Consider the following 25,098-nt stretch of genomic DNA (forward strand, 5'->3'; position numbering starts at 1 on the left):
GGCCTCCTAATTCCTAAGCGTACGGCCGGTCAGTGTTAAGAACACATCTTCCAGCGTGAGCTTTTCCATATTTATGGCCTCAATAACCGCACCGGTTTGTGTTATGCACTCAATTATTCTGCTGATGTTGTTGCTCTTTGCCCGGGAGAACACCGTTAATTGATTATGCTCAAGCAAACAGTTGGTGACGCCGGAAATTTTTTTGACGTTTTCCACCAGAGAATAGTTAACCGAGGAAAGCCGGATATTCACCTTTTCCTCCACGGCCACCATTTCCTCCAGCTCTTCCTTACTGCCCCGGGCAATGATGCGACCGTGATCCATTATGGCAATATCATTACACAACACTTCAACTTCTTCCATGTAATGCGAAGTGTAGATAACGGTGGACCCCATTTGATTGAGCTTTTTTACCGACTCCAAAATATGATTTCTGGACTGAGGATCGATACCTACGGTGGGTTCATCCATGATTATCAGTTTAGGATGATGAACCAGGCTGCAGGCAATATTTAGTCGCCTTTTCATTCCTCCGGAAAATTTGTTGGGAGAATCTTTACGCCTCTCCCACAAATCCACAAAATCCAGGGCCTCCTTTGCTCTTTCTTGCAACAGGTCCCCCTTGACCCCATAAAGCTTGCCGAAAAACTCTACATTCTGCAGGGCATTTAAATCCCCATAAAGAGCAATTTCCTGTGGTACAATGCCGATGTTGGCTTTAATCTCCATTTCAGACCGGCGCAAATTTTTACCGAAGAGATTAATCTCGCCGCCATCTGTTTTTGTCATCCCGATGATGGCGTTAATTAATGTGGTTTTCCCTGCACCGTTTGGCCCCAGCAGTCCGAACACCTCTCCCTCCGTCACCGCCAGATCCACATTATCTACAGCCAATAAGCCATTATAGCGCTTAACTAAATTGTTTATTTCCAGGATCAAAACCATCGCCTCCCATTCTTTTTCCAACCTCTGCCTATATCATAAAACATCCTCCATAATGACAACAGTGACCGGAAAAACGAAAATATATATGACATTTGTCATATAACGGCATTTTAATGTGCCGTACAAAAAAACAAACCTCACTCTCATTGAGAGCAAGGTCATGCTTATTTTTCGGCTATTTGGGACAGATTGCATCCAAATTGATAATAAAGGCATCAAAGCCCGCTTCTTTTAACCTTTCTACCTGCCTTTCCGCTCTTTCCCGGGTAGAGAACGCTCCCGCCTGAACCCGGAATAATTCCTGGACAGGAGCAGCAGGTTTTCGGGGAATATCCAATGCTTCAACGGTTCCCTCTACAATGGCCATCAGCAATTCCTCTGTAAAGTCCGGATTTTTTAGTAGCTCAGCATCCCTGGCATTGGTTAAAAAACCATTTTCCAATAGGATGGCCGGCATACTTGTTTCTCGTAGGACATAAAAGTTGGCTCTTTTCTTACCCCGGTTTGCCCTGCCGGCGTTAACCCACACTGCTGCCACATGACGGTGCAGTATATCACGGTACCCGATGGTGGACTGGAAGGGTGATGTATAAATATAATCCTCATAACCGTTGGCACTGCTGCTTGCTGCTCCGTTGCAGTGAAGGCTGATGAAATAATCAGCATTGTTTCTGTTAGCTATATTTACCCTCTCTGACAGACTAACTCTTCTATCGTCGGTTCTGGTTAAGATTATCTCGCATTCATACGCGGCAAACTTATCCCGCAACCTCAGGGCAAAATCCAATACCACTTCTTTTTCCACCAGGCCGTTGCCTACACTGCCCGGTGAACTGCCGCCGTGGCCCGGATCCAGGACAATAATCTTACTCATCAACAATCACCTCTTTGTCTTTCGCACAATCAGAGCAAATATACTCACCAAGGCCACCGGAAATAATTGCTTTCTGCAGCTGTGCCGAATCCTTAAACTCCTCTTCCACACCGCACGAAATACACTCGCCAACATATTTATCAGACACATTAATTCCCCTTTACTTATACTTTATTTATGTTATGAGGAGACCCTCTGTTGTGTCACATCCAAGTTTAACTGAATATTAAAGACTGGCAAACTTGGCTCCTGTATAATTAAAGCGCCTAGATTTTTTAGTAACGGAGAATAGTACAGCACCAAAGGAGTCATCTATGCCAAAAAACACACAGATTCTGATTACCGTCGCCGCCATAATAATACTGATAGCGGGAGGGATCGGCCTGGCCTATTACAACGGGCAGATAAGCTCCCTGCGCGAAGAGCTTTCCATGGCCGTAGAACAAAAAGAAGAGCTGCGCCGGGAAACCACAGCTCTTGAGGAGGAACTAAATGATAAAGAAGCAGAACTTGAGGAAACCAGAGAAAAACTGGCCCGGGCAGAAGACGAGCATGATGACTTGTTTGCCCGCCTAAGCGAAAAGGAAACAGAGTTGGACGAACTGCATAGTCTGCTAAATGACAGGGAAGACGAGCTGGCTTCTGTGGAAAGCAGACTGGAAAGCAAAGCCAATGACCTGGATAGCAAAGCTGCTGAAATTAACAGTCTACAGGACAAAATAGCTGAGCAGGAAACAGAAATCAATGAACTGCGAAGCCGTCTTGATGAAAAAGCTGCCGAAATTGAAGAACTGCTAAGCCGCAATGACAACGGCCCTCCTCCCGGAGGCGCAGGCCCCACAGCCTATCTAACCTTTGATGACGGACCCAGCAACAACACCCTGGCAATATTGGATATCCTGGCTGAAGAAAACATTTTGGCCACTTTTTTTGTCATCGGCAATAACCAATCGGATAACCCGGATGCTTATAGGCTGATAGTTGAAGCCGGCCATGTCCTGGGTAACCATACTTACAGCCACGATTATGATTATATTTATGACTCGCCGGAGAACTTCATGGATGACCTTCTGAAGCTGGAAGAGTTCCTATACGCAGAAACCGGGGTGGAAACCAATATCATGCGATTCCCCGGCGGTTCTAGCAGCCAGATGGCACAGGATGTTTCCGGCTATAACATCATAGTTGAGGATTTAATACCAGAAGTAATAGAACAGGGCTATGACTATTTTGACTGGAATGTGACTTCAGGAGACGCCGTCTCCCGGACACCTCCAGCCGAAGATATTGTGGACAATGTTTTAAGCGGAGCAGACAGCGTCTCCGGCGATATTGTGGTTCTCATGCATGACAGCCAACACAAAACAACCACCGTGGAAGCACTCCCTCAAATTATTGAAGGCCTCCGCCAAAGGGGTTATCAATTTGAGGTGTTAAGCCCCGGAGCCATCGATGTAAGGCACCGATAAAACCAAGATGCGACGGCATCTTGGTTTTTTTGCCCGATATTCTGGATTTGCCTGAAGTAAATATATATACTATAAGAAAACTTGCAGGAGGACAACATGCCCCCAAAAATCGCAGTGGTTACCGGAGCCAATTCCGGTATCGGTTTTGAAACGGCAAAAGAGTTAGCCGCCCAGGACTATTATGTGGTAATGGTGTGCAGAAACCTGAACAAAGCTGCCCGTAGTGCCCAAATCATTACACAACAAACCGGTGCTGCCGTAGATATCATGCAGGCCGATTTGGCTTCCTTTGCTTCCATACATAATTTCGCCCAAAACTATCTAAACCGCTATGACCGGTTGGATATCCTCATAAACAATGCCGGCCTGTACTCCGACAGTCCACAGCAAACAGAAGACGGGTATGAGCTGACAATGGGTGTTAATTTTCTGGGGACGTATCTGCTCACCCGCTTGCTGCTTCCCGCCTTATTAAAGACAGAGAAATCTCGCATTGTGAATATCGCGTCACGAGCCGGTTTTTATGGCAAAATCAATCTTGCCAAACCCTTCCATGGGCCTCATGGGTTCAGAGGCTATTCAGCCTCTAAGCTGGCCCAAATCTGGTTCACCATTAGCCTGGCAGAGGAACTAAAAGATAAAGGTATCCTGGTAAACGCCGTAAGTCCCGGACGCGGGGCCACAAACATCTGGAGGGGCGAAAGCCTGATGATGAAAATTGTCCGCCCCTTTATGCTGCGCTCGGCGCAATCTGCTGCAGAATGTGCTAAAACCGGCCTGTATGTAGCCTTGGCGCCGGAGGATGAAATCACAACCGGACTGACGTTTGAAAAAAGCAAACCACTGCCCTATAACCAACGCTGCCTGGATTATCAGCCCAGGCAGCAACTCATGCAGCTAGCACAGGACATAATCCAAGGATAAGACACGTCAACGTTGGCGTGTCTTATCCTTACAATTTGTTTACTGCAGTGGCAGCTTGCAAAACCCATGGTCTAGTCAGCCGCTGCAGGAAATATACATTTATCGGAGAATAATAGCCTGAAAACATTACAAGGGAGGAAAAGAAATGAACATTCCGCCAGTCACCAGGCCTTATTTCTCATCGGATCCGGCAAAAGAAAAAGCTGCCGTAATTTTATGCTGGGCAGTCACGTTGCTATCTACGCTTATTCTTATTCTCTTCTGGGAGGAAACCAGAAGCCTGCAATTCATTGCTAATCTTCAACAATACCGGACTCCTTTCGTAGAGTTTTTATTCCGCTTCTTTACCTTTTTAGGCGATGACCAGTTTTTCATGGTGTTTTTCGGAGTACTTATCTGGTGTGTCAGTAAGCCTTTGGGCTTCTGGACAGCCTTTGTTCTGCTAACCTCCGGCACATACAGCGGCCTGATCAAAGATATGACCATCCTGGAGCGTCCCGCCCTGGCAGGAATCATCCACCCGGATAACTCTGCCTTTCCCAGCGGCCATACTCTAACAGCCATAACAGTGTGGGGTTATTTAGCAGTTCGCCTGAAAAACAGAAATTTCTGGTTATGGTCTGCTTTGACTATTATCATGATTGCCGTATCTCGCCTGATACTGGGCTATCACTTCCTGGGTGATGTTTTAGGCGGTATAGCTCTTGGCATTCCATTCCTGCTGTTTTTTCTCTGGCTCAGCACTGCCTTTATTGAGCAAAAATGGATGGACAAAGTTTCTCTGCCTCTGTTACTGTCCCTGTCCCTGGCGGTCCCGCTATTAATCAGCTCTGTCCTGCCTGGCAGTGATCCCCCCAAACTCATGGGCTACCTGGCCGGAGCATCTTTTGGCTACATCCTGGAAAAGGAGAAAGTACGTTCAGCTGTAAACGCACCGTTTTTTAAACAAATAATTAAAAGCGTCATCGGACTTGCCGTCCTGTTCGGTATCATAATGGGCTTAGGCCCGGTACTCCCTTCCGCTGTAGAGATTCTTGGTTTCATCCGCTATGGTCTGGGAGGACTGTGGGTAACACTTATCGCCCCGGCCCTGTTTGTAAAGCTGAAGCTATCCGGCACAACAAAAGAACCGGATCAGGAAATTGACCAGCCAACTATTCCGCTCCCAAGTGAATCAGTCTAAACCAGAAAAACCACAGCGTTCTACCGCTGTGGTTTTCTTATACCTACTCTATTTCAATTCTCACATCGTGGTCCGTTGCCCACTTATCAAAATCCACATCTTCTGCTTCATCATAACTGTTCCACTTTAGCCGTACCCAACTGATATCAAAAGGCGCACCGCGTTCCAGCACCCAAAATACAATGCCGTCTTTGATTACACCTTCATACAAATCACCGCCGATATTGTCGCTTTCAAACATGTCCGCTTCCAGCTGCTCCCCGGTACTGGTAATCAGGGTGGCCTGGTCGGGATAAGTGGTGAAGTGCCCCGCTCCGTCGTCCCTGGTATTTTCTATGCGAAACTTTACGTACACAACATCTGAGTTATCCTCCTCCTGCCAGGCACTTTCCACTCCACTGGCAATACCAAGGCCCAGAATTTCGGTTTTCAGGCCATTCCACTCTTCCACTATATCCAAGTCATATTCCACCTGCTCAATGTCACCATCTGGAGAAGTTGTGTCTGCTGCAGGCTCTATCGGCTGCTGTTCGGTCTTTGGATCAGGCTGCTCTCTCATGCCCTCGCCTACGGCATCCTGTGCCCCGCCGCATCCGGAAACCAGCACTAACAGAACTACCAACACAACCCCAATAAACCATTTTTTCATACCTTTGTTCCTCACTTTCATATTATTGAGACAAAGATATTGTACAAAACCCCCAGGACACAAGTGTGTCCTATTTAGAAAAAACCACGGTTTTTAACCGTGGTTTGCATAGAAATCGTTGTTGGTGGTCAAGGGGTTAAATTGACACAAGCAAGTCTAGCTTATACCCCTGCTTAAATGACCGCTTGTCATTCCGGTTTTCTTTAATTTGTCTATTAATTTATGCTCCTGAGGTGTTAATTTGGAAGGAAAATATTTTCGATGTAAATCCACAACCAGTTCAATTTCATCCGGCGTTTCATCTACAAAGTTCAGCCTGAAATAACCTACTCCTTCACTTTCCAGTGTCCTCAAATACTCAAGTAGCATAAGTTTTTTTGAATTATGGATCTCTGTGCCGCACTGGTATCTTCTTATTATCTTAAAGCTCTCATTCATCTTGTCTATGATGCTATAAGAATCTTGCAAACATAGCCCGCAGTTCTTGTGTTTATTTAGCGTAGTGGAAATCACACAATGCTTCATTACCATGACTGGAAGATAACCATATCCCAAAATCTCTGTTTTATCCGGCACTATATTCATAGCTGAGATTTGCGATAAGTTTAACTCAGGAGAAAGCGATACCCTTGCAAAATTATTGTGCAGATAGAAATTATAAGCTAAATCATTTACTACGTTCAGGTTATAATCGGCTATCACTTCTAACCCGGCAAATGCGTTTATATGGCCATAGCTCTGTATTAAAACGGTGTCCAGCTCTAATTTTCTCAGTAAACTCTTGTATCTTATTAAATCATCGTCTGAGGTAAGTCTGAATATCTCCGGGATAATCTTTCCCTTAAAACCTCTTTTTTTTGCAGACTGTACTGCTGCCTCCAGAGTCTCTAAGTCTTTATAGTATATTATTGTGGCGCCTAGCTCAATTAGCTTTGCCAGTTGAGATACATTGCCTGCCGAATATGTCAGTTCTATTTTCCTGGCTTCCTTTTGACGGTTAATTCTGCCATCTGCTTTTGGCTGCTTAGACTTCCGGCTGTACTTAACAGACCTCTTGAAGTCCAGCTTTTCAATAAGTGACCTTCTTATGGCATTGATTTCCTTTAAGGGCACCGACAACCCCTCATCCAAATCAACCTCAATATTCTCCAGTCGATAGGGGGAGCCGCCCAGCTTTGCAAGCTGATTTTTTACATCTTCAAATGTTATAGCTCTCTTCATTGCTTCCTGGGGTATGATATCGGTTTCCTCAGTCACACTGTTCTTACCGTCTGATAAGCTGGCCACTATATTTGTGCCTCTTTTAATAGTGATTTCTATACTAACAGGGATTTCCAGAGTCTCCCCGCCGAATGTCTGCCTGGAGAGCTTCATAAATTCCTCATCATATGTTTTGTAGACCTCTTCCCCTGCATTGCAAACATGCTTGAAGTTTACCTCACATACCTGGCCCTTAGGACATTTTTTTACCACTTTCCCTTTATGCTCTAACTTCTCTACTCTACCGCCAATAGTCTCATCTTTTCTTCTGATCTGAATTTCATCATTATGGTTAAGATCAGCGGCCAGGGATAAGGTCGCTTTCCTTCGCTTCTGATCATACTTTACCACTTTACCCAGATAATACCCCTGATTGGCCGGGGTAAACATACTCATGAGCTTTGAACCACTTTCTTTAAGCAAGTGGCCCTTTGTAAAACCACGGTTAAATATTTTTAGCTCTTTTTCCAAAGCCGGAACATCAACGGCTTTGTTTTCCTCTAACATCAATCGATAAGCTCTGACAACCGTAGCCACATACTCCGGCCTTTTCATCCGGCCTTCTATCTTCAGGGAAAAGGCGCCCGCCTCAATTACTGTCTTTATTTCATCCAGGGTATATAAATCTTTGGGGCTTAACAGATAGTTACCTTTAACAGACTCATACTTTTCCTTTTTAGCGGTGTTATACAGCGTATATTTCTGTCTGCACGGCTGGGCACAGCTACCCCGGTTGCCGCTTCTACCTCCAATCATACTGCTCATCAGGCATTGGCCCGATACAGAAATACAAAGTGCTCCATGCACAAACACCTCTAACTGCACACTGGTTTCCTTTTGGGCCCTTCTTATATCTTCTATAGTCATTTCCCTGCCCAGGACTACTCTGCTTACTCCCAGGGACTCCAAATATTTAATGTCTTCTACCGTCTGCACAGACATCTGCGTTGAGCAGTGTATTTCCAGATCGCTATACGTCTTTCTTATATAATCCAAAACCCCCATATCCTGGACAATAACGGCATCCACGCCGATTATGTACAAAAAATCTATGTAACGGCGCAGCCTTTCAAATTCATGATTTAGCACTAGAGTATTAACGGTGACATACACCTCGACATCACGAATATGACAGTATTTTATCGCTTCTCTGAGCTCTTCATCTGTAAAATTATTTGCGAATTTGCGTGCACCAAAGTCCTTTCCGGACAGGTACACCGCATCTGCTCCATTTTGCACCGCCGCCTGCAGTGCTTCAAAACTGCCAGCCGGCGCTAAAATTTCATAATTCTTATTCATCTTATAGTGCTACTTACGTAGCCTCTCCTTCCTATTTATGCTCTTCATTTTAGTTTCTCAGTTAAATATCTTTTATCAAAACCTTCAGCTTAATTACCCCATAGTCCGAGGTAACCCAGCTTGAGTTATAATGTTACCATAAATGATTCTTCTATTATTTTCTGTTTCCTTTACCCATTGGAAATATGTACGTTTCCAACGTAATTTTTCCCCTTCCTCCAACGCGTTATCTCCCGCTACGAAGCCAAGCGCTAAATATAAAGCATGCTTAACAAACAACAGTATTTAAGCATGATATAATATTGCCAAAGGAGGATGAAACTGTAATGAATCCTGTACCTCCCAGATTTCTTGTTTTAGCAGTATTATTAATTACTTTTTTCTACCCCTCACAGGCTCTGGCAAACGGCATGCCCGTACTATGGTGGCCCGGCAGTTTTCATGGACCTGTATTACCTGCCGATGATACACCCATTGGTATTCAGTCAGAAGTGCTGGATATTACTTATGAGAAAGGCTCGAGGGATGCTGATGTGGCTGTCAGCTATGAACTGCTTAATCCCACAGATGAGGTGCAACATGTAGCTGTGCTTTTCCTCGGTGATATTCTCGGAGAAGGGGTCATAACACTTAACGAAGAAAGAGTCACTGCCCACACCGGCAGCATTAATATGGATACGGTGTACCCATCGTTTACAGATGATGCCCAATTCATCTGGTACGATCCCTTCACGTCGGAGCAATACCAAAAACCGGAGGACTACCGCGGCTATCAACAATCAATAACAGGAGTCCCCTTCGAACTGGAATTACAACCGGGCACGCATTTACTGGAGGTTCGTTATCAAAATCCACTGGGCTATGATGAAACCCGTTTTCCCCATGGTACGCATCACTTAACTTACCTGCTCCAACCAGCCTCCTATTGGCAATCCTTTAACAATTTGCAGATAAATGTCACCCTGCCCTCGGCCAGCTATCGGTTAGCAAGTTCACTGCCTCTGGAGAAAACCGGCTCCAGAACATGGTCGGCTACATTCTCCCAACTACCCGCAGAAGACTTACACATCTCCTTTATTAATACTGCAAACATGTGGCTCGGACCTTATTCAACCAGGGGAAATCTCTGGCTTTTGCTCCCAATTCTTACTTTAACTGTTTATTTGCTTTCAAAAAAGGTCCATACAATAAATACCAAACCCGGACTGATTTTTCTTGCCCTTCTATCTGTTTTTACCGGCTGGATTGTCTGGTCCATTCTAACTTTGCCAATGCTCCCCTACCCCTTTACATTTTTACAATACCCACTCCTGGCAATCTTTTTAATCTGGCTGTTTGCTATCCTGAAAAAAGCATATCTAAATTTAAATATCAGCATAACCTCTTAACCATACAGCTATCTTCCAACAAAAACGGCAACAATAAAAATAATTTCATTAAAAAAACCGATTACACGCCTCTAATCGGTTTTTCATTGCGCAACTATATGTATTTTGCTAATATTAAAGCCAGATATCATACTTGTCAGTTTATTGACCATGTTTTGCAGTTCTGTTGTGGCTGTGGCCACTTCCTGCATTGTTGCAGTCTGTTCCTCAACAGCTGCAGATACTTCCTGACTGCCCACTCCGATTTGTTCAGACGCATTACTTACTTCTTCAATCTGAGCGACTATTTCCTCAATGTTTTTAATTATCAGCTTTAGATCAGATCCCATAGAATTTATTGATTCGAGACCACTGTCAACTTCTACAACACTCTCATCTATGGTTTTTACAACATCCTTTGTTTCAAGCTGCACATCGTTGATTAAACTTTCTATTTCAAAAGCAGACTTGGAAGACTGGTCGGCTAATTTACGTATTTCTTCGGCAACAACTCCAAAACCTCTGCCGTGCTCTCCTGCCCTGGCTGCCTCTATGGCAGCATTTAAGGAGAGCAGGTTTGTTTGTTCGGCGATATTTTTAATGGTTTCGGTAATACCGCTGATGTTTTGAGCATTACCATCCAAAGAAGTTACCGAACTCTTAAGATCTTTTACCTTATCAGATATGGTCTGCATTTGTGCTTCTGCGTCGTTTAGCGTTTTATCACTTTCTTTAGAGCGTTTTGCGATATTGCCTCCGGCCTCGTTCATCGCCTTGGCGTTTTCACTGACATCAGTGGCATTATTTGCGAAATCATTGGATAAGGCCGCTACTTCTTCAAAAGAAGCATTGATTTCCTCTGCAGAAGATGCAAGGGACATGGTAGATTCATTGACTTTATCAGTTAGTGAGTTTATCTCTTTAATTAACGAACTTACAAAGCCGGCGCTTTCATTAAAAACAGCACCTAACAGCTCAAACTCATCCCCCGTCTTAATCTCGACCTTTTTACTAAAGTCGTTTTGGGCCAAATCTTGCGCAAAGGTTTTTAAAGAATCAATAGGTTTTTTAATAAACAGGCGGATTATTAAATAAGCTCCAAACGCACTGAAAATGACAGACGCTGCAATTGATACTAATTGTATAATCCGTTCCGGAAAGTCAAATGCTTCTATATTGCTTAAAACAAATCCCTGTCCTACTGAAATAAGAGAAGTTAAAACAATTATACTGATGGTTAACTTCAATTGGAGACCGGCTCTACCCTTAGTAACGTTATTAAGTGAAAAATTCAAATTAGCCATATGCTCCCCCTAGTATGCTATAGTTTGTTTCACAACACAGCTGTCAGCATCACTTCCGTAACCCATCACCCCCGCTTATTAATTAGCCCCATAAAAAAAATACACTTTCGATAACCAGGCTGTCATGACACAAAATGTGCCGTAGACCCTTAGCTTTGCGTCCCTGCTTTTCAACAGGTTTGCCATTATCCAGTGTGATATCAAAAATTTCTATCTGTAAAGTAGGGCATATATACCTTGTTAAAGTATAATTCCTCTTCCATATTTGGACAATATATCTCAAGACTTATTTTCACATATAAAAAGAGCACAAATTAAGCCTTCAGCCTTAGGGCTGAATCAGCTGGCCAATGAACCAGCAAAAAATAAAAACCACAGTGCTTAAACCACTGTGGTTACTAGTTTTCTGTGTTACTTTATCAGCTTACCGTTTATCTGCTGTATCAATGTTTATGAGTCTAGTTTTTACAAACGTCTGAATGTAAAAGATGTCGTGAGAAGAGTATTTCGTAGCTTCGAATTAAATGTTTAGTCTCTGCTTTGTCATGACTTATCTCTATTAAATACAAATAACATTTACGTGCCAGATCAACTTTATTATTTTCGTACTGCAACAGAGCAAAATTTCTTAGTTCATTGCAGAATTCATAATAGTCTGTAACAGCTTGCCGATACCCGTCTATCTTGCCTGTGTAATCAGGTGTTTTCCTATTTGCACAAGAGCAGTGGTTAATCAGGGTTTTATTATGATATGAACGAAGACCCTTAGTAATAATCTCATTTGGGATAAAAGATAAGTCTGCCTTAAAATACTCAATATTTAACTGTTGTGATTCTGATTCCGATCTCTCAAAGAACACCTTTTTGAATGTCCCAATAAACATCGAAACCCACCCCCATATACAGAAGTTTAATCTCCTTTAGGGGATTAGCCATTTATTATATCGTATTTTTCATATGGACATTGTTTTTTATAACCCCACTATCAAGATTAAATCACCCCTAAAATAATTAACGAAGACAATTATACAAACACCTCCCTCTGTGATTGTTATTTTTTTAACAAGCATGTTCTACTTATTTTATATCATGATGTGTGGCTAGATGTCTATAGCAAATAAAAACTTAATAACTTCTTTTTCCTGCAAATTACAAGTGTTTTTGACATTGTTTTTTCCTGGTTGCCAAACTGTTTGGCACCGGTTAAAAACTTATTAGATTAACTACCATTCGCGCGATACTCAAACAGCAGGTAAGCCCTGGGGAGTCTATGCCAACCAGGTTAATAACCCCTCTGAGGCCGCGCTTGTTTTCGTGGCGAATAATAAAATCGCGGAAAGGATCTCCAGGACCCTGCAACTTCGGCCTTATCCCCGCCATATCAGGCTCCAGATCCTCTATGTTTAAAAAGGGCAAATAGTCTTTAACTGCATCATAAAAATCGCCAACGTTATTTTCGTCAACCGAATAATCAATTTCATCCACATAAAAAGCACTGGGACCCAACCTTACACCTCCATCAAGATTTCTGGTAAGGTGAATTCCCAAACTCTTAAGTTTTTTATCAGGTGGTGGGTAGATCAAATGATTTGTAACCAATCCCTTACCGGAGCGGATGGTAAAGTATTCTCCTTTACAAGGATGTATTTTATAGCCTTCTTTTTCTACGTCAATACCCAGTAAAGTAGCGATGTAGTCCGAGTTAAGGCCGGCACAATTAATAAGCCAGGAACACTTGACAGCACCACTGCTTCCATCAGGATTAGTAAACTCTACAACATAACAGTCCCCCTGCGGCGACACGCCTTTCACATTGTGACCGTAGACTGCCATTGTGCCACCCTGAAGAGCCTGCCACTCAAGCTTCTTCATTAAGCTGTGAGTATCAATGATACCGGTAGACGGGGAAAGAAGTGCTCCTTTGCAGGCAATATGGGGCTCGATATTTTTAACTTCACTCTCACTTAGGAAACATAGATCTTCTACCCCGTTGGCCCGGGCATTCTCCTGCAAAGTGTGCAAATAGGGTAGATCCTCATCCTTGATGGCAATTACCAACTTACCCAAACGGTTATGAGGAACTCCATGCTTCCGGCAAAAATCATATAAAAGCTCTTTGCCCTCAACACAGAGACGAGCCTTTAAGCTGTTTTGGGGATAATAAATGCCCGCATGTATAACTTCACTGTTGCGGCTGGAAGTTTCCTGCCCAAATTGACCGTGGCGCTCCACTAAAACCACCTGCCGGTCAGGCAATCTGGAAGTAACTTCCGCAGCAACGGCCAACCCCACTACCCCTGCTCCAATTACAATCACATCTACATGCTCCAAGGCGTCTTCCTCCTTCCAGACTTATATATATAGATATGTCTTTTTCACTGGTAATATAAAGGCGCTCAGCAATTCGGCCAGGCTACCTGGTCTTGCTTATATCAGGCTCGAGGTGAATGGTAATAATACTGTCCTCAGTAAAGTATGATTTTAGTTTATTTTCAATTGCTGTTGCTACTTCATGTGCAGATGTTAACTCTTTTTCGGCGTCCAGGACCAAATGAAATTCTATAGCTGCTTTAGTGCCGATTCTTCTGGTTCTCAGTTGGTGAAAGTCTATAACTCCGGGGTGATTGGAAATAGTTTTTTCGATCCTGTCTATTTCATCTTCATTAAGGGAAGTTTCTACCAACTCTTCCAGAGCAGGACGAATGGTATCAATGGCTACCTTAAAAATCAGCAGGCTGACCATCACTGAGGCAATGGGGTCAAGGATTATCCACCTTTGGCCTAAAAAAAATGCTCCACCAACGCCCAGTAGAACGCCAAATGAAGAATAAGTATCGGATCTGTGATGCCAGGCATTTGCTATTACTACAGAACTTTTTATTTTTTTGCCCACATTGAGCGTGTATCTGAAAAGAAATTCCTTGATAATTATTGAAATGACCGCAGCCGCCAGCGCAATTCCTCCCGGCCTTGGCAATACCTCACCCTGGGCTGCGCTAACAATATTAGCAAGGCCATTTCTTAACAATTGAAAACCAACCACTACAAGAAACAGGCTTATTGCCACTGCAGCTAAAGACTCGTATTTGCCATGACCATAGTTGTGGCAGTCATCTTCCGGCCTTTCGGTTATTTTAAAACCCACTATCACAACGATATCTGTAAAAAAGTCTGAGATTGAATGAACACCATCAGCAAGCACTGCCCCGCTGCTTCCGATAATTCCGGCTAATATTTTAAAAGCCGCCAACACCGAATTAAGCAAAAAACCAACTAACGCAACTTTTCTGGCTTTGCGACCCCTGTATATTTCCTTGTGCACATTCCCACCCCCTGCTGCACTATTTACCAGATTAAAACAAAACCCTGTGGAACCATAATTTAGTTTCACAGGGAATGCACATGCATAGTATGCTTTTGACCAAATCAAAGGTATTTCACCATTCTTACTCAATAAGCTATCGTTTATTAACTCTTGTTTAATAATAACAAAAAATTGCAGGTAATATCTTGCAAGGTTATTAAACACATTACGCAGGGACGGTTTGCTTTTCTAATTCGTGTTTTTAAAGCAAGCCAAAAGCCAGCATCAGTCCGAAAATCAGGCCGGCATTTGCCATGTGGCTGTTTAGGTCGTTTGCCTGTGGGATAAGTTCGTCGTTAACAATATACACCATGGCACCTGCTGCAAAAGCCAACGCTCCGCCTACCATTACCGGCGAGATATGAATTACAAGAAGCCCTATGGCAGTCCCCAATGGAGCCATCAGCCCGGCCAGCAGAGCCAGGAGAAGCACCTTGCCAACCGGCAGCCCTCCCGCTTTCAGTGGGCCGGCTATGGCCAGTCCCTCCGGCACGTTGTGCAGGCCAATGGCTATTGCTATCATCATTCCCAGTTCCGGACTGGCTTCCAGCCCGGCCCCGATAGCCAGACCTTCCGGAAGATTGTGCAGAGCAATTCCAAACAAAATCAAATAACCGAGCCGCAGCATGGGAGCTCTTTCTAAACCAATTTTTTCCGGATTCTCCACTACTAAAACATCACCGCTTGACATATGGGAGTGAGGCAAAAGCCGATCTATTGCATACATCATTCCACAGCCCAAAAGAAACCCTATAATTGCCGTAGCCATATTACCAAAATCCACTGCTTCCGGCAAGAGTTCAAACACAGATATCCCCAGCATAATTCCGCCGGCAAATCCCAACAAAACAGAGAGTGAGTTCTTTCCCGGTCGTCCAACAATAAAGAGCAGTAAAGCTCCTACGGCCGTGCCTGTTCCGGCCAGAAAACTGTAAAGTAGTCCCTCCATCAATTCGTCCCCTTCGTGTTGTGAATAGTGGTGCATTGTGGTTAAAGAATTCTTGATACCACTGCGATTTCCTTTTTTCTTTTCCTAATTTTATTGATCACCGCGGCGTATTTTAAGCTATCTGTTAATTGCCCTAATTATGTCCCGTGCCGTTTTTCTGGGGATGCTGTCAACTGCAATTACTGCACCGCCGTTGGTGGCAGCCTTGATAATCTCAGCTTTATATATCTGCTTATTGTAATGGACTCCGGTAATACTGTCTGCCACCTCAATTAAAAAATCGGTATCCCGAAATAAGACTTCAATCACTGCATTGTCGTTTACTGTATCTCGAAGCTGAGCAGACCCGGGAATTATATCTCCCTGAGTAGCCACAATATTGGGTTCTGCGTCAACAAACACCACCACAACTGGCTGCCCCACATCAATCCTGGGACCTGACAGAAACTGAAACCAAATTACCACAAAAATAAAGATCATCACTGACGCAAGTATTATTGCTAGTTTTTTATTCACGAAATAACTCTCCTTCTTAAATTAGAGAGAACCGTTTAAAATGATTTACTACGTTATCCAAGTAAAATAGTAGCCGGTGACATAGGATAGATTAAGATTAAGCGAAGGTTCTTCATACCAATACCACAGATACTTTAACTTACACTTGATCAATAATTGGAAATTGAATTGTAAATTGGGTCCCCTTGCCAACTTCACTTTGAACTCCTATTTTTCCTCTAAATGATTTAATGATACTGTATGCAACCATTGTTCCAAGCCCAGTACCCTTCGATTTTGTTGAATAATATAATGTACCTAATTTACTTATTTGCTCTTCATCCATACCCTCTCCAGTATCAGATATAATCACTAAGGCATTTTCACCACTTTTATTTATCGTGACTTCAAGTGTCCCGCCTTGTGACATAGATTCTATTCCATTTTTCAACAGATTTATAAGACATTGATGGAGCTTTTGTGATTCGCCGAGTACATGCATGCTATCTAACTGGCTTAATTTTACTTCCACACCATTAAGGGTTGCATATGGCTCAATTACAGATATAACATACTCAATTTCCTTATTTAATTCCAACACTTTCATATTATCTAACGATGGCTTGGCAAGCGACAGGTAATTTGTAATTATATTTGTTGCTCTATCTAATTCTTCTAAACAAAGTTCAATATATGTTTGCCTTTTTTCCTCTGGTAGCTTAGAATCCTTTAACAGTTGTAGAAATCCTCCTATGGTGGTTAGCGGATTTCTTACCTCGTGTGAAATACTAGCTGCAATTTCACTCACTGTTTCTAATCTCTCAAGTTTTTTTAACTCTTTGTTAATAGACGTGTCTAGCTTGTTTTTTTCAAAAAAATAAACTGATATTGCAGTGGCCAGGCACTGGATAATTAAAAATATAAGTAAAAAAATAATAAATGGCTCAACCATTCTTTCTCCGTATAAAATAGCTATAACTATAGTCATCCAGATTATTCCTAAACTACCTGCTATGATAGATAGTTTAACCCTCTGTTCTATAGACTTCAATTTATTGAAATAATGCCGTATATACAATAATGAGGCAAATAATAAAACATTGGTTAATACAGCGCCGTAAAAACCCTCTCCTCCAATATAGAATCTATAAGAAGTAAAAACTCCCAATAACAATAACGCTACTTTCGGTCCTCCATACAACATACCTGTAACTATAGGAACTTGTCGCAAATCAAAAATATGACCATCAAAGAAAGGTATTGGAAATGTCATACACAATATTATTAAGACCGTAGAGATAGCACAGATTAGTAGTTCCTTGGGTATATTAGAAACTCTTTTTTCTATATATCTATTGTGAATATAAATAAAAGCCATAATAAAAAAGATATTTAGCAATAAATACTGAAAAGAGCTCATAATTAAATCCAAAGCTTCTCCCCCTTTAAGTTGGATAAAGCAACTCGTTTCAGCATTATTCTACAGATTTACAACAATTCCTTTATTTACTAAATAGCCAGTGCAATTAAAGGACAAACACTACTAGATTTGGAGAAAAATTGGAGAAAAAATAACTGCAATACCCAAAACCACAGTTGCAAGAAGACGATAGTTCTGCATCTCTTAAAATAGTTGCCATAACAAAGTACATTAATGTAGCTATCAGACCTATACGTTTCAGATCTTCAAAAGCAACCAGACCATTCGCCTCCTGGATCATTTATCCATAGCAATGTAAAAACTTCTTGACATTACACCCCTGATCCATCCATAATAAATGTAAAGATGTCTTTACAATTTTAATAAACGGGGTGATTTATATTAAACTCACTAAGCCCGATGAAATGGAGATGCACATTAACTTTAAATCAATGAGGCTTGCTTATATTTTTGTGGTTATCGCATTAATTGTATGGCTTGCACTTGATTTCACAAAGAGTGGGGCGTTTCCAATTGTGCCGTCTATAATTATTTCTGTTCAGAACCTTATTTTCTTTGGCAGTAAAATATATATGGCGCGAAAGATGTCTTGACTATAAAGGAGGTGCCAATTTGATGAGAAAAATGGATGAAATGGAGCACCACATTGCCCTTCGGAGTATGCGTATTGCCTATTCTTTTACAGTAGTCTTTTTGTTTGTTTGGATGACAATTGATTTTATTAATACATCAGAACTTGGCCTGCCATTCATATTGCTGATTTCACAAAACATTATCCTTCTTTCAAGCCAGCTTATCATGCAAAACAGGATGGGAAGAAATGAAGAATAAGATAAAGGATCTGCGGAAGCAAAAGAATCTTCGACAAGAAGATTTAGCACTTAAACTTGGTGTAACCCGTCAAACAATCAATGCAGTGGAAAACAATAAATATAACCCTACTCTTGAATTGGCTATGAAACTTGCAAAATTGCTGGAAACACCCGTTGAAGACATCTTCCAATTGGAAGACTGAACTCCCTGGCTTCTATTTTTTGTTATGTTTATAAGGTTCTCCAACCCACTCTCCAACTTTAAGCACAATGCCACGATATGATGCTGGTTTTTTAAGTTTAATGTACTGTGGAACCCACAGCAGCAAGGCGAGCGGGGATATAACAAAGTATGATGCCACAACTGCAAAGTGAAATAATATACTCGCTTCTTCAAAACCTAGCCAAGCAATTAATCTTATAGCAATAACCGTATTGAGCCACAAAAGAAACCAGTAGCGAAAGTTGACCTTTCTTCTAAATAATCGCCAGCCCTGTTTATTAAACTCCCAACTTTCCTTCCACTGCCGTTTGTATTCCTTCATTAAGTTCACCTCCTCAACGAAGCGGTGGGATTGAAAGGGACAATGTTAAATTACATATTAGGCAGCTCCCCTGATTATTAATACCACAGAAACAAACAAAACGATTCCCAGCCCACAAAGCATCATCGAATAGTTTTTTACATATGAAGTTAAATCCGGATTATTATAAATCTTCTTTGTATCCTCAACTAATCGCCTGTTATCAGCAATTAGCCCTGCGGAAAGCAGAAATACTAAATAATAGGGCATAGAGCTTACGACATAGAGAAGATCAGTTAAATAGATGACCAATATTATGATGGGAATAACAGCCCATTGCCAAAGGGGTCTTTGGGCATCTATTTCTCTATTGCCATCATCGAAATGCTTTTTTTCATAATCCTGCAGTTCTCGCAAAGCGGGCCAAGGATAAGTTTCATGATAAAAAACTTCTGAAATAAATATTGGCAGAGAAAATAATACCATCGTTATAGCAATTGCATTTTTATTGTTAAGTAAAATGCTGACGAGAAGCAAGCTGCTAAACGAAATAAGATAGACATTCGATAACAACATAAGCTTCCTGTTCAGTATTTTTATTCTTTCCACCCAACCACCGCCGTCCGTTTTATCGTAATATTTAGGCACATTTCCCTGCTATTAAAATACTTGCTTAATCATCATACCAAGGTACATCCCATATCTTACCACCCACTAGCTCTCCTTGCTTATCGAAAGCAATAATGCCAGGAGTTCGTTGCCACTTATCTTCTATACGGAGCACTTCATAATCATCATTTGACTCTATAATAATATACTCATTGCCTCCATCCTTAGCTTCCTGCAATGAGTACTTTTTTTGTTCAAAATCCCCAATGATAATATACTTAATTTCTCTTTTTTTAGGTTCAATGTATATAAACCATTCATCGCCAATTCTCTTGCTATAAGCAACAAAAGGTTTATTATAGTCTTGTAGAAGAGGTGCTTCACGAAACCAGCCTGTGTACCACGAGCTTCTATAAAGTATACCTAGCGGCCTCGAAATTTCGTCGATTATATAGCCCTCATCATACCCGCCATACTCAAAATTAACACGATATACTTTGACATGCCGTGTCACAAGGGATTTAAAGGTTTCCGAATGAATTAACTCCACATCATCAACGAACACCCCATCTTCTATAATCAACCTATCAAAAGATAACGACACGCCTGGAAGCCATAGAGTTATTACTATAAATAATACGACCATAATTGCAATTGTACTTTCTCTTGTTAAATTTCTTTTTCGTAGAAGAAAAACCCAAATGCTTAAGTATATAAAGAATAGGATTATAGCTACATAAAAATCTATAAACACATAACCCCCTCCTCTAAAACAATAACCCACCAATCAGAGCCCTGGTATCATAATGATCTATGAATTATTTTTAATATAGATATTTAAAGCTCTAATTACCAAAGTCAAAGTATAGACGCCCAGGCCCAATAAACCTAATAAAAGTATCCAAGTGAAAAGTGGAAGAAAATAAGTGACGGGATTTATCCTAAACACCTCCCTCATTTTAATTCAATGGTATTAACGCCTTGCTTCTTCTTTAATAATCTCAACAAGGCTGTTGATGACATCTGTTTGCTTCTCCCTGGAAATATAAAAAGCTATATCTTCAATTTTTTGTGGTTCTTCAGATATTATTTTTGGCTCTAAATAAATTAGTCTCTCTTCACTCAGAACATAGATTAGCCCTTTAACCGAATCAACCCATTCTTCGCTGCTTACATATAATTTAATTTCGTAATTTGCTTGTTGAGCCAAAACCTTACCATCATAGAATATTTTCTTTGCTTGGTCTGAGGGCAAAACTTCCAGCTCTATGTCTTTGAGAAGGTCTACAACCGCCTCTACCTGCTCTTTGTTATAAACACTGAAATTGTGCATAACAATCTCACCATAGATTTCCCCCATCTCCTCCAACGAGTCCCGTTCTTCGGCACCAAAGATTTCTTCCCATTTACGAGCTACTACACCAATGTCCATTCTGTCAATCGTTTCTGAATCTATAAGAAGCTCATTGGAGTAGATGCTTGAATCTAAGAGAGGTTCATTGTAATTAGTGTCCGAAGAACAACCAGAAGCAGACAGAATTAACAACAACACTAATAAAATAATTATTTTTTTCATCACTTCACCTTTCAGTAGTTTAATAAATGCTGCTATTAAAGTATTTCGGATTCATTTTTCTGCTGCAATAGCAATTTCTCAATCCTTTCAAAACCTGTTTTGACATTCCAGGCAATGATAATCAGCAGCACGATTATAATAAGTTGCAATGCTTTATCCCCCTTAAAGATTTATTTATTATTCATTCCCGACAATAGAGATCCGAAAAAAACATTCTCCTTAAAACTGATACTCCACATCACTTGAGAAAGCCATATACAATAGAATGAGTATATATACTGGAGGAAACAAGCTCGGGATGACAAGAAAACCACTCAATCCAAAGGCATTAAATAATCTCACTGACCAATAGAAGATAAAAACTATATTAACTATTGGTATTAAAATCAACAATAATAGTAGAGGGCTCTCTTTAATTATCCAAAAATACAATATCAGATTAACAAGAGGAACAAATGCAATCCAAGCCATTTCTATGTCTGCTTTTTTCGCTAACATATAAAAAGATAAAGATATTAGAACATAGCCAAGAATTCCAAGTTCATTATGTATGATCAAGTAGACAAACCCCTTTTAGTTATTTGTTGACTCAATTTCTGAAGTAACTTGATTGTCAGTTTATTTATACCTTTTAGTGATTCGTTTATTGCTTGGAGTTGCTCTGTAATTTCTTTTATCTGTTGACAGTGGTTACCTGTTCTAGCCTCTCACGATAATTATCACGCACATCAAAGGGTTCCCATCTGACTTTCCAATTACCATAAGAGTTTTTTTGCATCCAGAATAAAAATTCACTACCATCCTTTTGTTCAAAAGCAATTTTCATATTATTTTCATCACCGAGGGTTGTATCTTCTTGGACTGAGATGACTTCATTAAAATGCCTTAAGAACATATCAACAGGCCTATTTTTCCGAAGCTGTAAAAATTCTTGTTCACCTAATGGTTCAATCATCCAAGCACTCTGCATTTTATCTGTATTGAACAAATAGTATTGGGTGTTGTAGTCCTGATTTCTATCTGCATGGAGCCATAACTTGAATACCTGTAATGGGGCAAGCCCTGCAAGGAGACGCTCTTCTCTTGTTTCGGAAAACTCCTGATAGATGCCAATTTCATCTTGTGTCAATTCAAGAGATAAATACTGAGTTGAGTTGCCAATACAACCCTGTACCCAAAATAGTGTCAGTGCTGCCAAAATACAAGCTATAATCATATTTCTGTTCTGCATGTAGAATTCTCCTTTAAGAAGGTTACGTAGATGTCCTCGGAGTTCTGCGATACTGGCACACGGGCCAGGTGCACCCCTCAACGTCATCGAGAGATTGGCGCGCAAGTCATCTTTTTGCCTTTAAGTCACTATCATAATCCCATAAATAATAAATGTTTGTACCAGCTACCTCTCTCGACCAAATAACTTCATTACCGCTAGAATCTTCTTTTATGATTTTTTGTATTTCATCATCCTGAACAAGCCCTACGCCTAATATTTTTCCTGCAATAGTTATTCCTTTGTGACTAAAACCTAGATGCCCAGAACCTAAACCCATATGAGGAACCTCTCTAACCCATCTGTATCCTTCACTTACTTGTCTAATTGTTGATATTCCTACAGCTTTACCTGGTTTTTCAAATATAACTATTTTTAATCCTCTGAAATCTACTACATGGCCAATATTGTCATAGCTTATATTCTCTACTTCTATACCATACTCCAAAGCATCCTCTATCGTAGGAAACATGTTTTCAAAATTATAAACTGGAGGCTTATTAAAAAGTGATAAGTATACGGCAGTTGCAAACGTTAGTATAAAAATTGAAAAACCTACTCTTTTTATTAACAATTACATCTACCTCCTTCACGATAAAGATCTTTCTATGTAGCACTTAATAGGGTTTTGTTGATGATATTTCTTGGCTTTGTCAACATTCTGTCCTTTTCATCAATTTCTTGAATTGTTATTTTGAAGCCTTCTTTGTTTAAAATACGTAGTGAACCAAACAAGGCTATACGATATCCCTGTAATGAAAAGAAGTTTTGTTTTGAATTCATGATTTTATGCTAATTTATGCATTCGGGCATCTTTCTTTAAGTAGCTGTAAGAATTGTTGTTTATTTCTTGGTGATACGAGAACGGAACCTTTTTTGTGGTGGATTTCCAGTCTGTCTACTGAGGATGCGGGGGCGCTTAGAGGGTTGCGTGTCGGTCTGACGGATGTTATTTCAGAAAGGATTACAGTCCATTGCAATGGACCGCACTTGATCATAATCCTGTCTTCCAGGAGCCAGTATCCTGTTCCGAAAAATATCCAACCCATAAGAATGCTGATACCAATCAATACATATGAAAGTACTGACGGGAAATTTTCTACAGCTGATAAGATCAACGCTATAATCGCAGCAACAATTATAATGATAAGCCACCAATCATATTTTGAACGGAAATACATCGGGAACCCTCCACTAGAGTAATTTTGTTTACAATATGAAGGCGGCTGTTGGATTTTATCGGTTTAGTTACTGACAAAAAGGTTAGTCAAAAAATATTCTTAACATCTGCTTCAAATATCTTTGATTCTCTTTGTTTCTGTTCTAACATATCGACCCAATCTTTATTTTTTATGAAGTTTTTTCTATATGTATCCCAGTACTCATCGGTTGTAATTTCTGGACCGTCACCTACAACACCGCCATCCTTTACATTTGCAGCAGAAGGGATATGGATACCGTTTATATGTGTTGTAATAGCATCTACCCAAACATCATTTATTTCTTTCATTAACTCAAATTTCTTAAGCATATCTTCATCTAACTGGTATGTTTCTTCTTCTTCAAATACGCCGTCCCATTCCGGCCTGTTCAGATGATATGAAAAATCAGTTGCCATATAATAGGGGTAAGGACTATTGCTGTAATCAGAAGAGCCCAATAATTTCAGATAGTAGTTTGCTAATAAGGCTACTTTATATCCTCGACTTGATATATCACGAACCTTAGACTGTATGTTTAAAACTTGTTCATGTGTGATTTGCTGTTCATTGACAACTTCATCAAGTAAAAAGCCATGTAAGATGGTAGCCCATGCCAGTTTAGACAAATCATTTTGCAATTCGTGAGACAGATATCTTCTGTATCTTTGATTTTCTCGAAATTGCATAAATCCAAAAGAAACTAATCCTAAAATGATAAGTATGAGAGATATTTTTTTAACTGATGCGTTATTCAATAACAGCAACTCCTTTACAGGTTCGTAAAGAAAATAGTATTTTAATAAAAATAACGAGGCACTACACATGATACTTAGTTAGTAGTTTTCTGCTCACCTTACCACCCGTATCTATTAATTGTTCGGATGATATCCCGTACAGTATTCTTTGGAATATCTTCAATGACAACAACCGCAGCTCCGTCTTCGCCAGTTTCTCTACGCAACTTAGCAGATTCAGAAACCAAAAATTCGTGAGTAGCCAATAACTCGGGTCCTTTGCCTACAAACCAAACAGAAGGTAGTTGTTGCGGCGGCCGAATCCTTGGCCCCGAAAAAAAGCGAGACCAGACGATTGCTGAAATAACCATTATTGTTATTGATACAAGAACTATTGCCGACCTTTTATTCACTACAAGTACTCCTCCTGGATGGTGGCCTTTTTCATTAAATAACTTCACCATATAAAGCGAAAAGAGCTTTTATAATTGTGCTGCTGGGGGGAGAGCATCATCTAATTCTAAATTGCTTATCTAATGCAGCACCTACTCCGCGTAAATGACCTAGAGCAAGCCAGGGGCTAAAGACTTCTTCCCAGGGGTTTTGCTCATTAAGATTACTGAAAGCTTCAATGTACTCATTTTTTAAATAGTCCCTTAACGACAATGTATTGTGGATAAGCACAGCATTTAAAATCAAACTTACCACAAAACAACCTATTAATAATGTTGAAGCTTTCTTAGATATCAAGAACATCGCCTCATTTCTTGTAAAGCTAATTGGCAGCCAGTATCTTTTATGTGAAGCATCTTATGGCAATGGTTCAATCATTCCATAATATTTAAAGT

Annotated in this window: 28 protein-coding genes and 1 riboswitch; of the genes, 6 read left to right on the forward strand and 22 right to left on the reverse strand. The window is 40.7% G+C overall.

Annotated features, from left to right (window positions below):
- Nucleotides 1-6: 6 nt before the first annotated feature.
- The 3 genes from DEALDRAFT_RS10355 to DEALDRAFT_RS16925 form a co-directional block, all read right to left on the reverse strand.
- Nucleotides 7-939: an ABC transporter ATP-binding protein gene (locus tag DEALDRAFT_RS10355; protein ID WP_008517241.1), complete on the reverse strand. Its 933-nt coding sequence runs from the start codon at nucleotides 937-939 to the stop codon at nucleotides 7-9.
- 181 nt (nucleotides 940-1,120) lie between these two features.
- The gene (locus tag DEALDRAFT_RS10360) at nucleotides 1,121-1,819 is read right to left on the reverse strand and encodes an N-acetylmuramoyl-L-alanine amidase (protein ID WP_008517242.1); all 699 of its coding nucleotides are present in this window, start codon (nucleotides 1,817-1,819) and stop codon (nucleotides 1,121-1,123) included.
- Complete coding sequence (locus DEALDRAFT_RS16925) at nucleotides 1,812-1,967, reverse strand: hypothetical protein (protein WP_153246593.1); 156 nt, start codon at nucleotides 1,965-1,967, stop codon at nucleotides 1,812-1,814. The genes DEALDRAFT_RS10360 and DEALDRAFT_RS16925 overlap by 8 nt, the downstream gene beginning before the upstream one ends.
- A 166-nt stretch (nucleotides 1,968-2,133) precedes the next feature.
- Between DEALDRAFT_RS16925 and DEALDRAFT_RS16120 the strand changes: the two genes are divergently transcribed.
- From DEALDRAFT_RS16120 to DEALDRAFT_RS10375, 3 genes are all read left to right on the forward strand, one after another.
- Nucleotides 2,134-3,288 (forward strand): polysaccharide deacetylase family protein, encoded by a 1,155-nt coding sequence (locus DEALDRAFT_RS16120; protein WP_008517243.1) that lies wholly within the window; start codon nucleotides 2,134-2,136, stop codon nucleotides 3,286-3,288.
- A gap of 96 nt (nucleotides 3,289-3,384) precedes the next feature.
- Nucleotides 3,385-4,212 carry an SDR family NAD(P)-dependent oxidoreductase gene (locus DEALDRAFT_RS10370; RefSeq protein ID WP_008517244.1) on the forward strand — a complete coding sequence of 276 codons (828 nt, stop codon included), beginning with the start codon at nucleotides 3,385-3,387 and terminating at the stop codon, nucleotides 4,210-4,212.
- A gap of 145 nt (nucleotides 4,213-4,357) precedes the next feature.
- The gene (locus DEALDRAFT_RS10375; RefSeq protein WP_008517245.1) at nucleotides 4,358-5,395 is read left to right on the forward strand and encodes a phosphatase PAP2 family protein; all 1,038 of its coding nucleotides are present in this window, start codon (nucleotides 4,358-4,360) and stop codon (nucleotides 5,393-5,395) included.
- 43 nt (nucleotides 5,396-5,438) lie between these two features.
- On the opposite strand, the gene DEALDRAFT_RS10380 is transcribed toward DEALDRAFT_RS10375, so the two are convergent.
- Together DEALDRAFT_RS10380 and DEALDRAFT_RS10385 are read right to left on the reverse strand one after the other, a co-directional pair.
- On the reverse strand, nucleotides 5,439-6,044 hold the full coding sequence (locus tag DEALDRAFT_RS10380) for a hypothetical protein (protein ID WP_008517246.1): 606 nt from the start codon (nucleotides 6,042-6,044) through the stop codon (nucleotides 5,439-5,441).
- A 156-nt stretch (nucleotides 6,045-6,200) separates the two neighbouring features.
- Nucleotides 6,201-8,603, reverse strand: coding sequence for a DUF3656 domain-containing U32 family peptidase (locus DEALDRAFT_RS10385; RefSeq protein WP_008517247.1), 2,403 nt, complete (start codon nucleotides 8,601-8,603; stop codon nucleotides 6,201-6,203).
- A gap of 326 nt (nucleotides 8,604-8,929) precedes the next feature.
- Here DEALDRAFT_RS10385 and DEALDRAFT_RS10390 point away from each other — a divergent pair, with 326 nt between their 5' ends.
- A complete protein-coding gene (locus DEALDRAFT_RS10390; protein WP_008517248.1) occupies nucleotides 8,930-9,991 on the forward strand; it encodes a hypothetical protein in 1,062 nt (353 codons plus the stop codon).
- A gap of 83 nt (nucleotides 9,992-10,074) precedes the next feature.
- Here the strand turns inward: DEALDRAFT_RS10390 and DEALDRAFT_RS10395 are convergent, their stop codons facing one another.
- The 6 genes from DEALDRAFT_RS10395 to DEALDRAFT_RS10425 form a co-directional block, all read right to left on the reverse strand.
- Nucleotides 10,075-11,274, reverse strand: coding sequence for a methyl-accepting chemotaxis protein (locus tag DEALDRAFT_RS10395; protein WP_008517249.1), 1,200 nt, complete (start codon nucleotides 11,272-11,274; stop codon nucleotides 10,075-10,077).
- A 106-nt stretch (nucleotides 11,275-11,380) separates the two neighbouring features.
- Nucleotides 11,381-11,468, reverse strand: a riboswitch (cyclic di-GMP riboswitch).
- 1,009 nt (nucleotides 11,469-12,477) lie between these two features.
- Nucleotides 12,478-13,605: an NAD(P)/FAD-dependent oxidoreductase gene (locus DEALDRAFT_RS10405; RefSeq protein ID WP_008517251.1), complete on the reverse strand. Its 1,128-nt coding sequence runs from the start codon at nucleotides 13,603-13,605 to the stop codon at nucleotides 12,478-12,480.
- An 82-nt stretch (nucleotides 13,606-13,687) separates the two neighbouring features.
- Nucleotides 13,688-14,704, reverse strand: coding sequence for a cation diffusion facilitator family transporter (locus DEALDRAFT_RS10410; protein WP_196776619.1), 1,017 nt, complete (start codon nucleotides 14,702-14,704; stop codon nucleotides 13,688-13,690).
- 136 nt (nucleotides 14,705-14,840) lie between these two features.
- Nucleotides 14,841-15,587 (reverse strand): ZIP family metal transporter, encoded by a 747-nt coding sequence (locus tag DEALDRAFT_RS10415; RefSeq protein ID WP_008517253.1) that lies wholly within the window; start codon nucleotides 15,585-15,587, stop codon nucleotides 14,841-14,843.
- 117 nt (nucleotides 15,588-15,704) lie between these two features.
- Nucleotides 15,705-16,103: a hypothetical protein gene (locus DEALDRAFT_RS10420; protein WP_008517254.1), complete on the reverse strand. Its 399-nt coding sequence runs from the start codon at nucleotides 16,101-16,103 to the stop codon at nucleotides 15,705-15,707.
- Between the two features lie 139 nt (nucleotides 16,104-16,242).
- Complete coding sequence (locus DEALDRAFT_RS10425; protein ID WP_008517255.1) at nucleotides 16,243-17,514, reverse strand: ATP-binding protein; 1,272 nt, start codon at nucleotides 17,512-17,514, stop codon at nucleotides 16,243-16,245.
- Between the two features lie 624 nt (nucleotides 17,515-18,138).
- On the opposite strand from DEALDRAFT_RS10425, the gene DEALDRAFT_RS10435 reads away from it, so the two are divergent.
- Together DEALDRAFT_RS10435 and DEALDRAFT_RS10440 are read left to right on the forward strand one after the other, a co-directional pair.
- Nucleotides 18,139-18,354 (forward strand): hypothetical protein, encoded by a 216-nt coding sequence (locus DEALDRAFT_RS10435; RefSeq protein WP_008517256.1) that lies wholly within the window; start codon nucleotides 18,139-18,141, stop codon nucleotides 18,352-18,354.
- Nucleotides 18,344-18,538 (forward strand): helix-turn-helix transcriptional regulator, encoded by a 195-nt coding sequence (locus DEALDRAFT_RS10440; RefSeq protein ID WP_008517257.1) that lies wholly within the window; start codon nucleotides 18,344-18,346, stop codon nucleotides 18,536-18,538. Before DEALDRAFT_RS10435 ends, DEALDRAFT_RS10440 begins: the two co-directional genes overlap by 11 nt.
- A gap of 12 nt (nucleotides 18,539-18,550) precedes the next feature.
- Here DEALDRAFT_RS10440 and DEALDRAFT_RS10445 read toward each other — a convergent pair whose 3' ends face one another.
- The 11 genes from DEALDRAFT_RS10445 to DEALDRAFT_RS10495 form a co-directional block, all read right to left on the reverse strand.
- Nucleotides 18,551-18,880 (reverse strand): hypothetical protein, encoded by a 330-nt coding sequence (locus tag DEALDRAFT_RS10445; RefSeq protein WP_008517258.1) that lies wholly within the window; start codon nucleotides 18,878-18,880, stop codon nucleotides 18,551-18,553.
- 57 nt (nucleotides 18,881-18,937) lie between these two features.
- Entirely contained in the window at nucleotides 18,938-19,507 is a 570-nt protein-coding gene (locus tag DEALDRAFT_RS10450) for a hypothetical protein (protein ID WP_008517259.1), read from the reverse strand.
- A gap of 25 nt (nucleotides 19,508-19,532) precedes the next feature.
- Complete coding sequence (locus tag DEALDRAFT_RS10455; RefSeq protein WP_008517260.1) at nucleotides 19,533-20,222, reverse strand: hypothetical protein; 690 nt, start codon at nucleotides 20,220-20,222, stop codon at nucleotides 19,533-19,535.
- A 219-nt stretch (nucleotides 20,223-20,441) separates the two neighbouring features.
- Nucleotides 20,442-21,044: a hypothetical protein gene (locus tag DEALDRAFT_RS10460; RefSeq protein ID WP_008517261.1), complete on the reverse strand. Its 603-nt coding sequence runs from the start codon at nucleotides 21,042-21,044 to the stop codon at nucleotides 20,442-20,444.
- Nucleotides 21,045-21,263: 219 nt separating this feature from the next.
- Entirely contained in the window at nucleotides 21,264-21,542 is a 279-nt protein-coding gene (locus DEALDRAFT_RS17570; RefSeq protein ID WP_395858044.1) for a DUF5684 domain-containing protein, read from the reverse strand.
- Between the two features lie 175 nt (nucleotides 21,543-21,717).
- Complete coding sequence (locus DEALDRAFT_RS10470; protein WP_008517263.1) at nucleotides 21,718-22,275, reverse strand: hypothetical protein; 558 nt, start codon at nucleotides 22,273-22,275, stop codon at nucleotides 21,718-21,720.
- Between the two features lie 106 nt (nucleotides 22,276-22,381).
- The gene (locus DEALDRAFT_RS10475; protein WP_008517264.1) at nucleotides 22,382-22,888 is read right to left on the reverse strand and encodes a hypothetical protein; all 507 of its coding nucleotides are present in this window, start codon (nucleotides 22,886-22,888) and stop codon (nucleotides 22,382-22,384) included.
- A gap of 223 nt (nucleotides 22,889-23,111) precedes the next feature.
- The gene (locus DEALDRAFT_RS10480) at nucleotides 23,112-23,495 is read right to left on the reverse strand and encodes a PH domain-containing protein (RefSeq protein WP_008517265.1); all 384 of its coding nucleotides are present in this window, start codon (nucleotides 23,493-23,495) and stop codon (nucleotides 23,112-23,114) included.
- A gap of 86 nt (nucleotides 23,496-23,581) precedes the next feature.
- Entirely contained in the window at nucleotides 23,582-24,271 is a 690-nt protein-coding gene (locus tag DEALDRAFT_RS10485) for a hypothetical protein (RefSeq protein WP_008517266.1), read from the reverse strand.
- Nucleotides 24,272-24,369: 98 nt separating this feature from the next.
- Nucleotides 24,370-24,663 carry a hypothetical protein gene (locus tag DEALDRAFT_RS10490; protein WP_008517267.1) on the reverse strand — a complete coding sequence of 98 codons (294 nt, stop codon included), beginning with the start codon at nucleotides 24,661-24,663 and terminating at the stop codon, nucleotides 24,370-24,372.
- A gap of 97 nt (nucleotides 24,664-24,760) precedes the next feature.
- Nucleotides 24,761-25,000 carry a hypothetical protein gene (locus DEALDRAFT_RS10495; RefSeq protein WP_008517268.1) on the reverse strand — a complete coding sequence of 80 codons (240 nt, stop codon included), beginning with the start codon at nucleotides 24,998-25,000 and terminating at the stop codon, nucleotides 24,761-24,763.
- Nucleotides 25,001-25,098: the final 98 nt, after the last annotated feature.

The sequence above is a fragment of the Dethiobacter alkaliphilus AHT 1 genome (assembly GCF_000174415.1).
Lineage (GTDB): Bacteria > Bacillota > Dethiobacteria > Dethiobacterales > Dethiobacteraceae > Dethiobacter > Dethiobacter alkaliphilus.

Excerpts from the sequence above, each read along its gene's own strand:
- DEALDRAFT_RS10360 (WP_008517242.1), bottom strand. The coding sequence starts at position 1,819 with ATGAGTAAGATTATTGTCCTGGATCCGGGCCACGGCGGCAGTTCACCG.
- DEALDRAFT_RS16120 (WP_008517243.1), top strand. The coding sequence starts at position 2,134 with ATGCCAAAAAACACACAGATTCTGATTACCGTCGCCGCCATAATAATA.
- DEALDRAFT_RS10370 (WP_008517244.1), top strand. The coding sequence starts at position 3,385 with ATGCCCCCAAAAATCGCAGTGGTTACCGGAGCCAATTCCGGTATCGGT.
- DEALDRAFT_RS10375 (WP_008517245.1), top strand. The coding sequence starts at position 4,358 with ATGAACATTCCGCCAGTCACCAGGCCTTATTTCTCATCGGATCCGGCA.
- DEALDRAFT_RS10380 (WP_008517246.1), bottom strand. The coding sequence starts at position 6,044 with ATGAAAAAATGGTTTATTGGGGTTGTGTTGGTAGTTCTGTTAGTGCTG.
- DEALDRAFT_RS10385 (WP_008517247.1), bottom strand. The coding sequence starts at position 8,603 with ATGAATAAGAATTATGAAATTTTAGCGCCGGCTGGCAGTTTTGAAGCA.
- DEALDRAFT_RS10390 (WP_008517248.1), top strand. The coding sequence starts at position 8,930 with ATGAATCCTGTACCTCCCAGATTTCTTGTTTTAGCAGTATTATTAATT.
- DEALDRAFT_RS10395 (WP_008517249.1), bottom strand. The coding sequence starts at position 11,274 with ATGGCTAATTTGAATTTTTCACTTAATAACGTTACTAAGGGTAGAGCC.
- DEALDRAFT_RS10415 (WP_008517253.1), bottom strand. The coding sequence starts at position 15,587 with ATGGAGGGACTACTTTACAGTTTTCTGGCCGGAACAGGCACGGCCGTA.
- DEALDRAFT_RS10435 (WP_008517256.1), top strand. The coding sequence starts at position 18,139 with ATGAGAAAAATGGATGAAATGGAGCACCACATTGCCCTTCGGAGTATG.
- DEALDRAFT_RS10440 (WP_008517257.1), top strand. The coding sequence starts at position 18,344 with ATGAAGAATAAGATAAAGGATCTGCGGAAGCAAAAGAATCTTCGACAA.
- DEALDRAFT_RS10445 (WP_008517258.1), bottom strand. The coding sequence starts at position 18,880 with ATGAAGGAATACAAACGGCAGTGGAAGGAAAGTTGGGAGTTTAATAAA.
- DEALDRAFT_RS10460 (WP_008517261.1), bottom strand. The coding sequence starts at position 21,044 with ATGAAAAAAATAATTATTTTATTAGTGTTGTTGTTAATTCTGTCTGCT.
- DEALDRAFT_RS17570 (WP_395858044.1), bottom strand. The coding sequence starts at position 21,542 with ATGTTAGCGAAAAAAGCAGACATAGAAATGGCTTGGATTGCATTTGTT.
- DEALDRAFT_RS10470 (WP_008517263.1), bottom strand. The coding sequence starts at position 22,275 with ATGCAGAACAGAAATATGATTATAGCTTGTATTTTGGCAGCACTGACA.
- DEALDRAFT_RS10480 (WP_008517265.1), bottom strand. The coding sequence starts at position 23,495 with ATGTATTTCCGTTCAAAATATGATTGGTGGCTTATCATTATAATTGTT.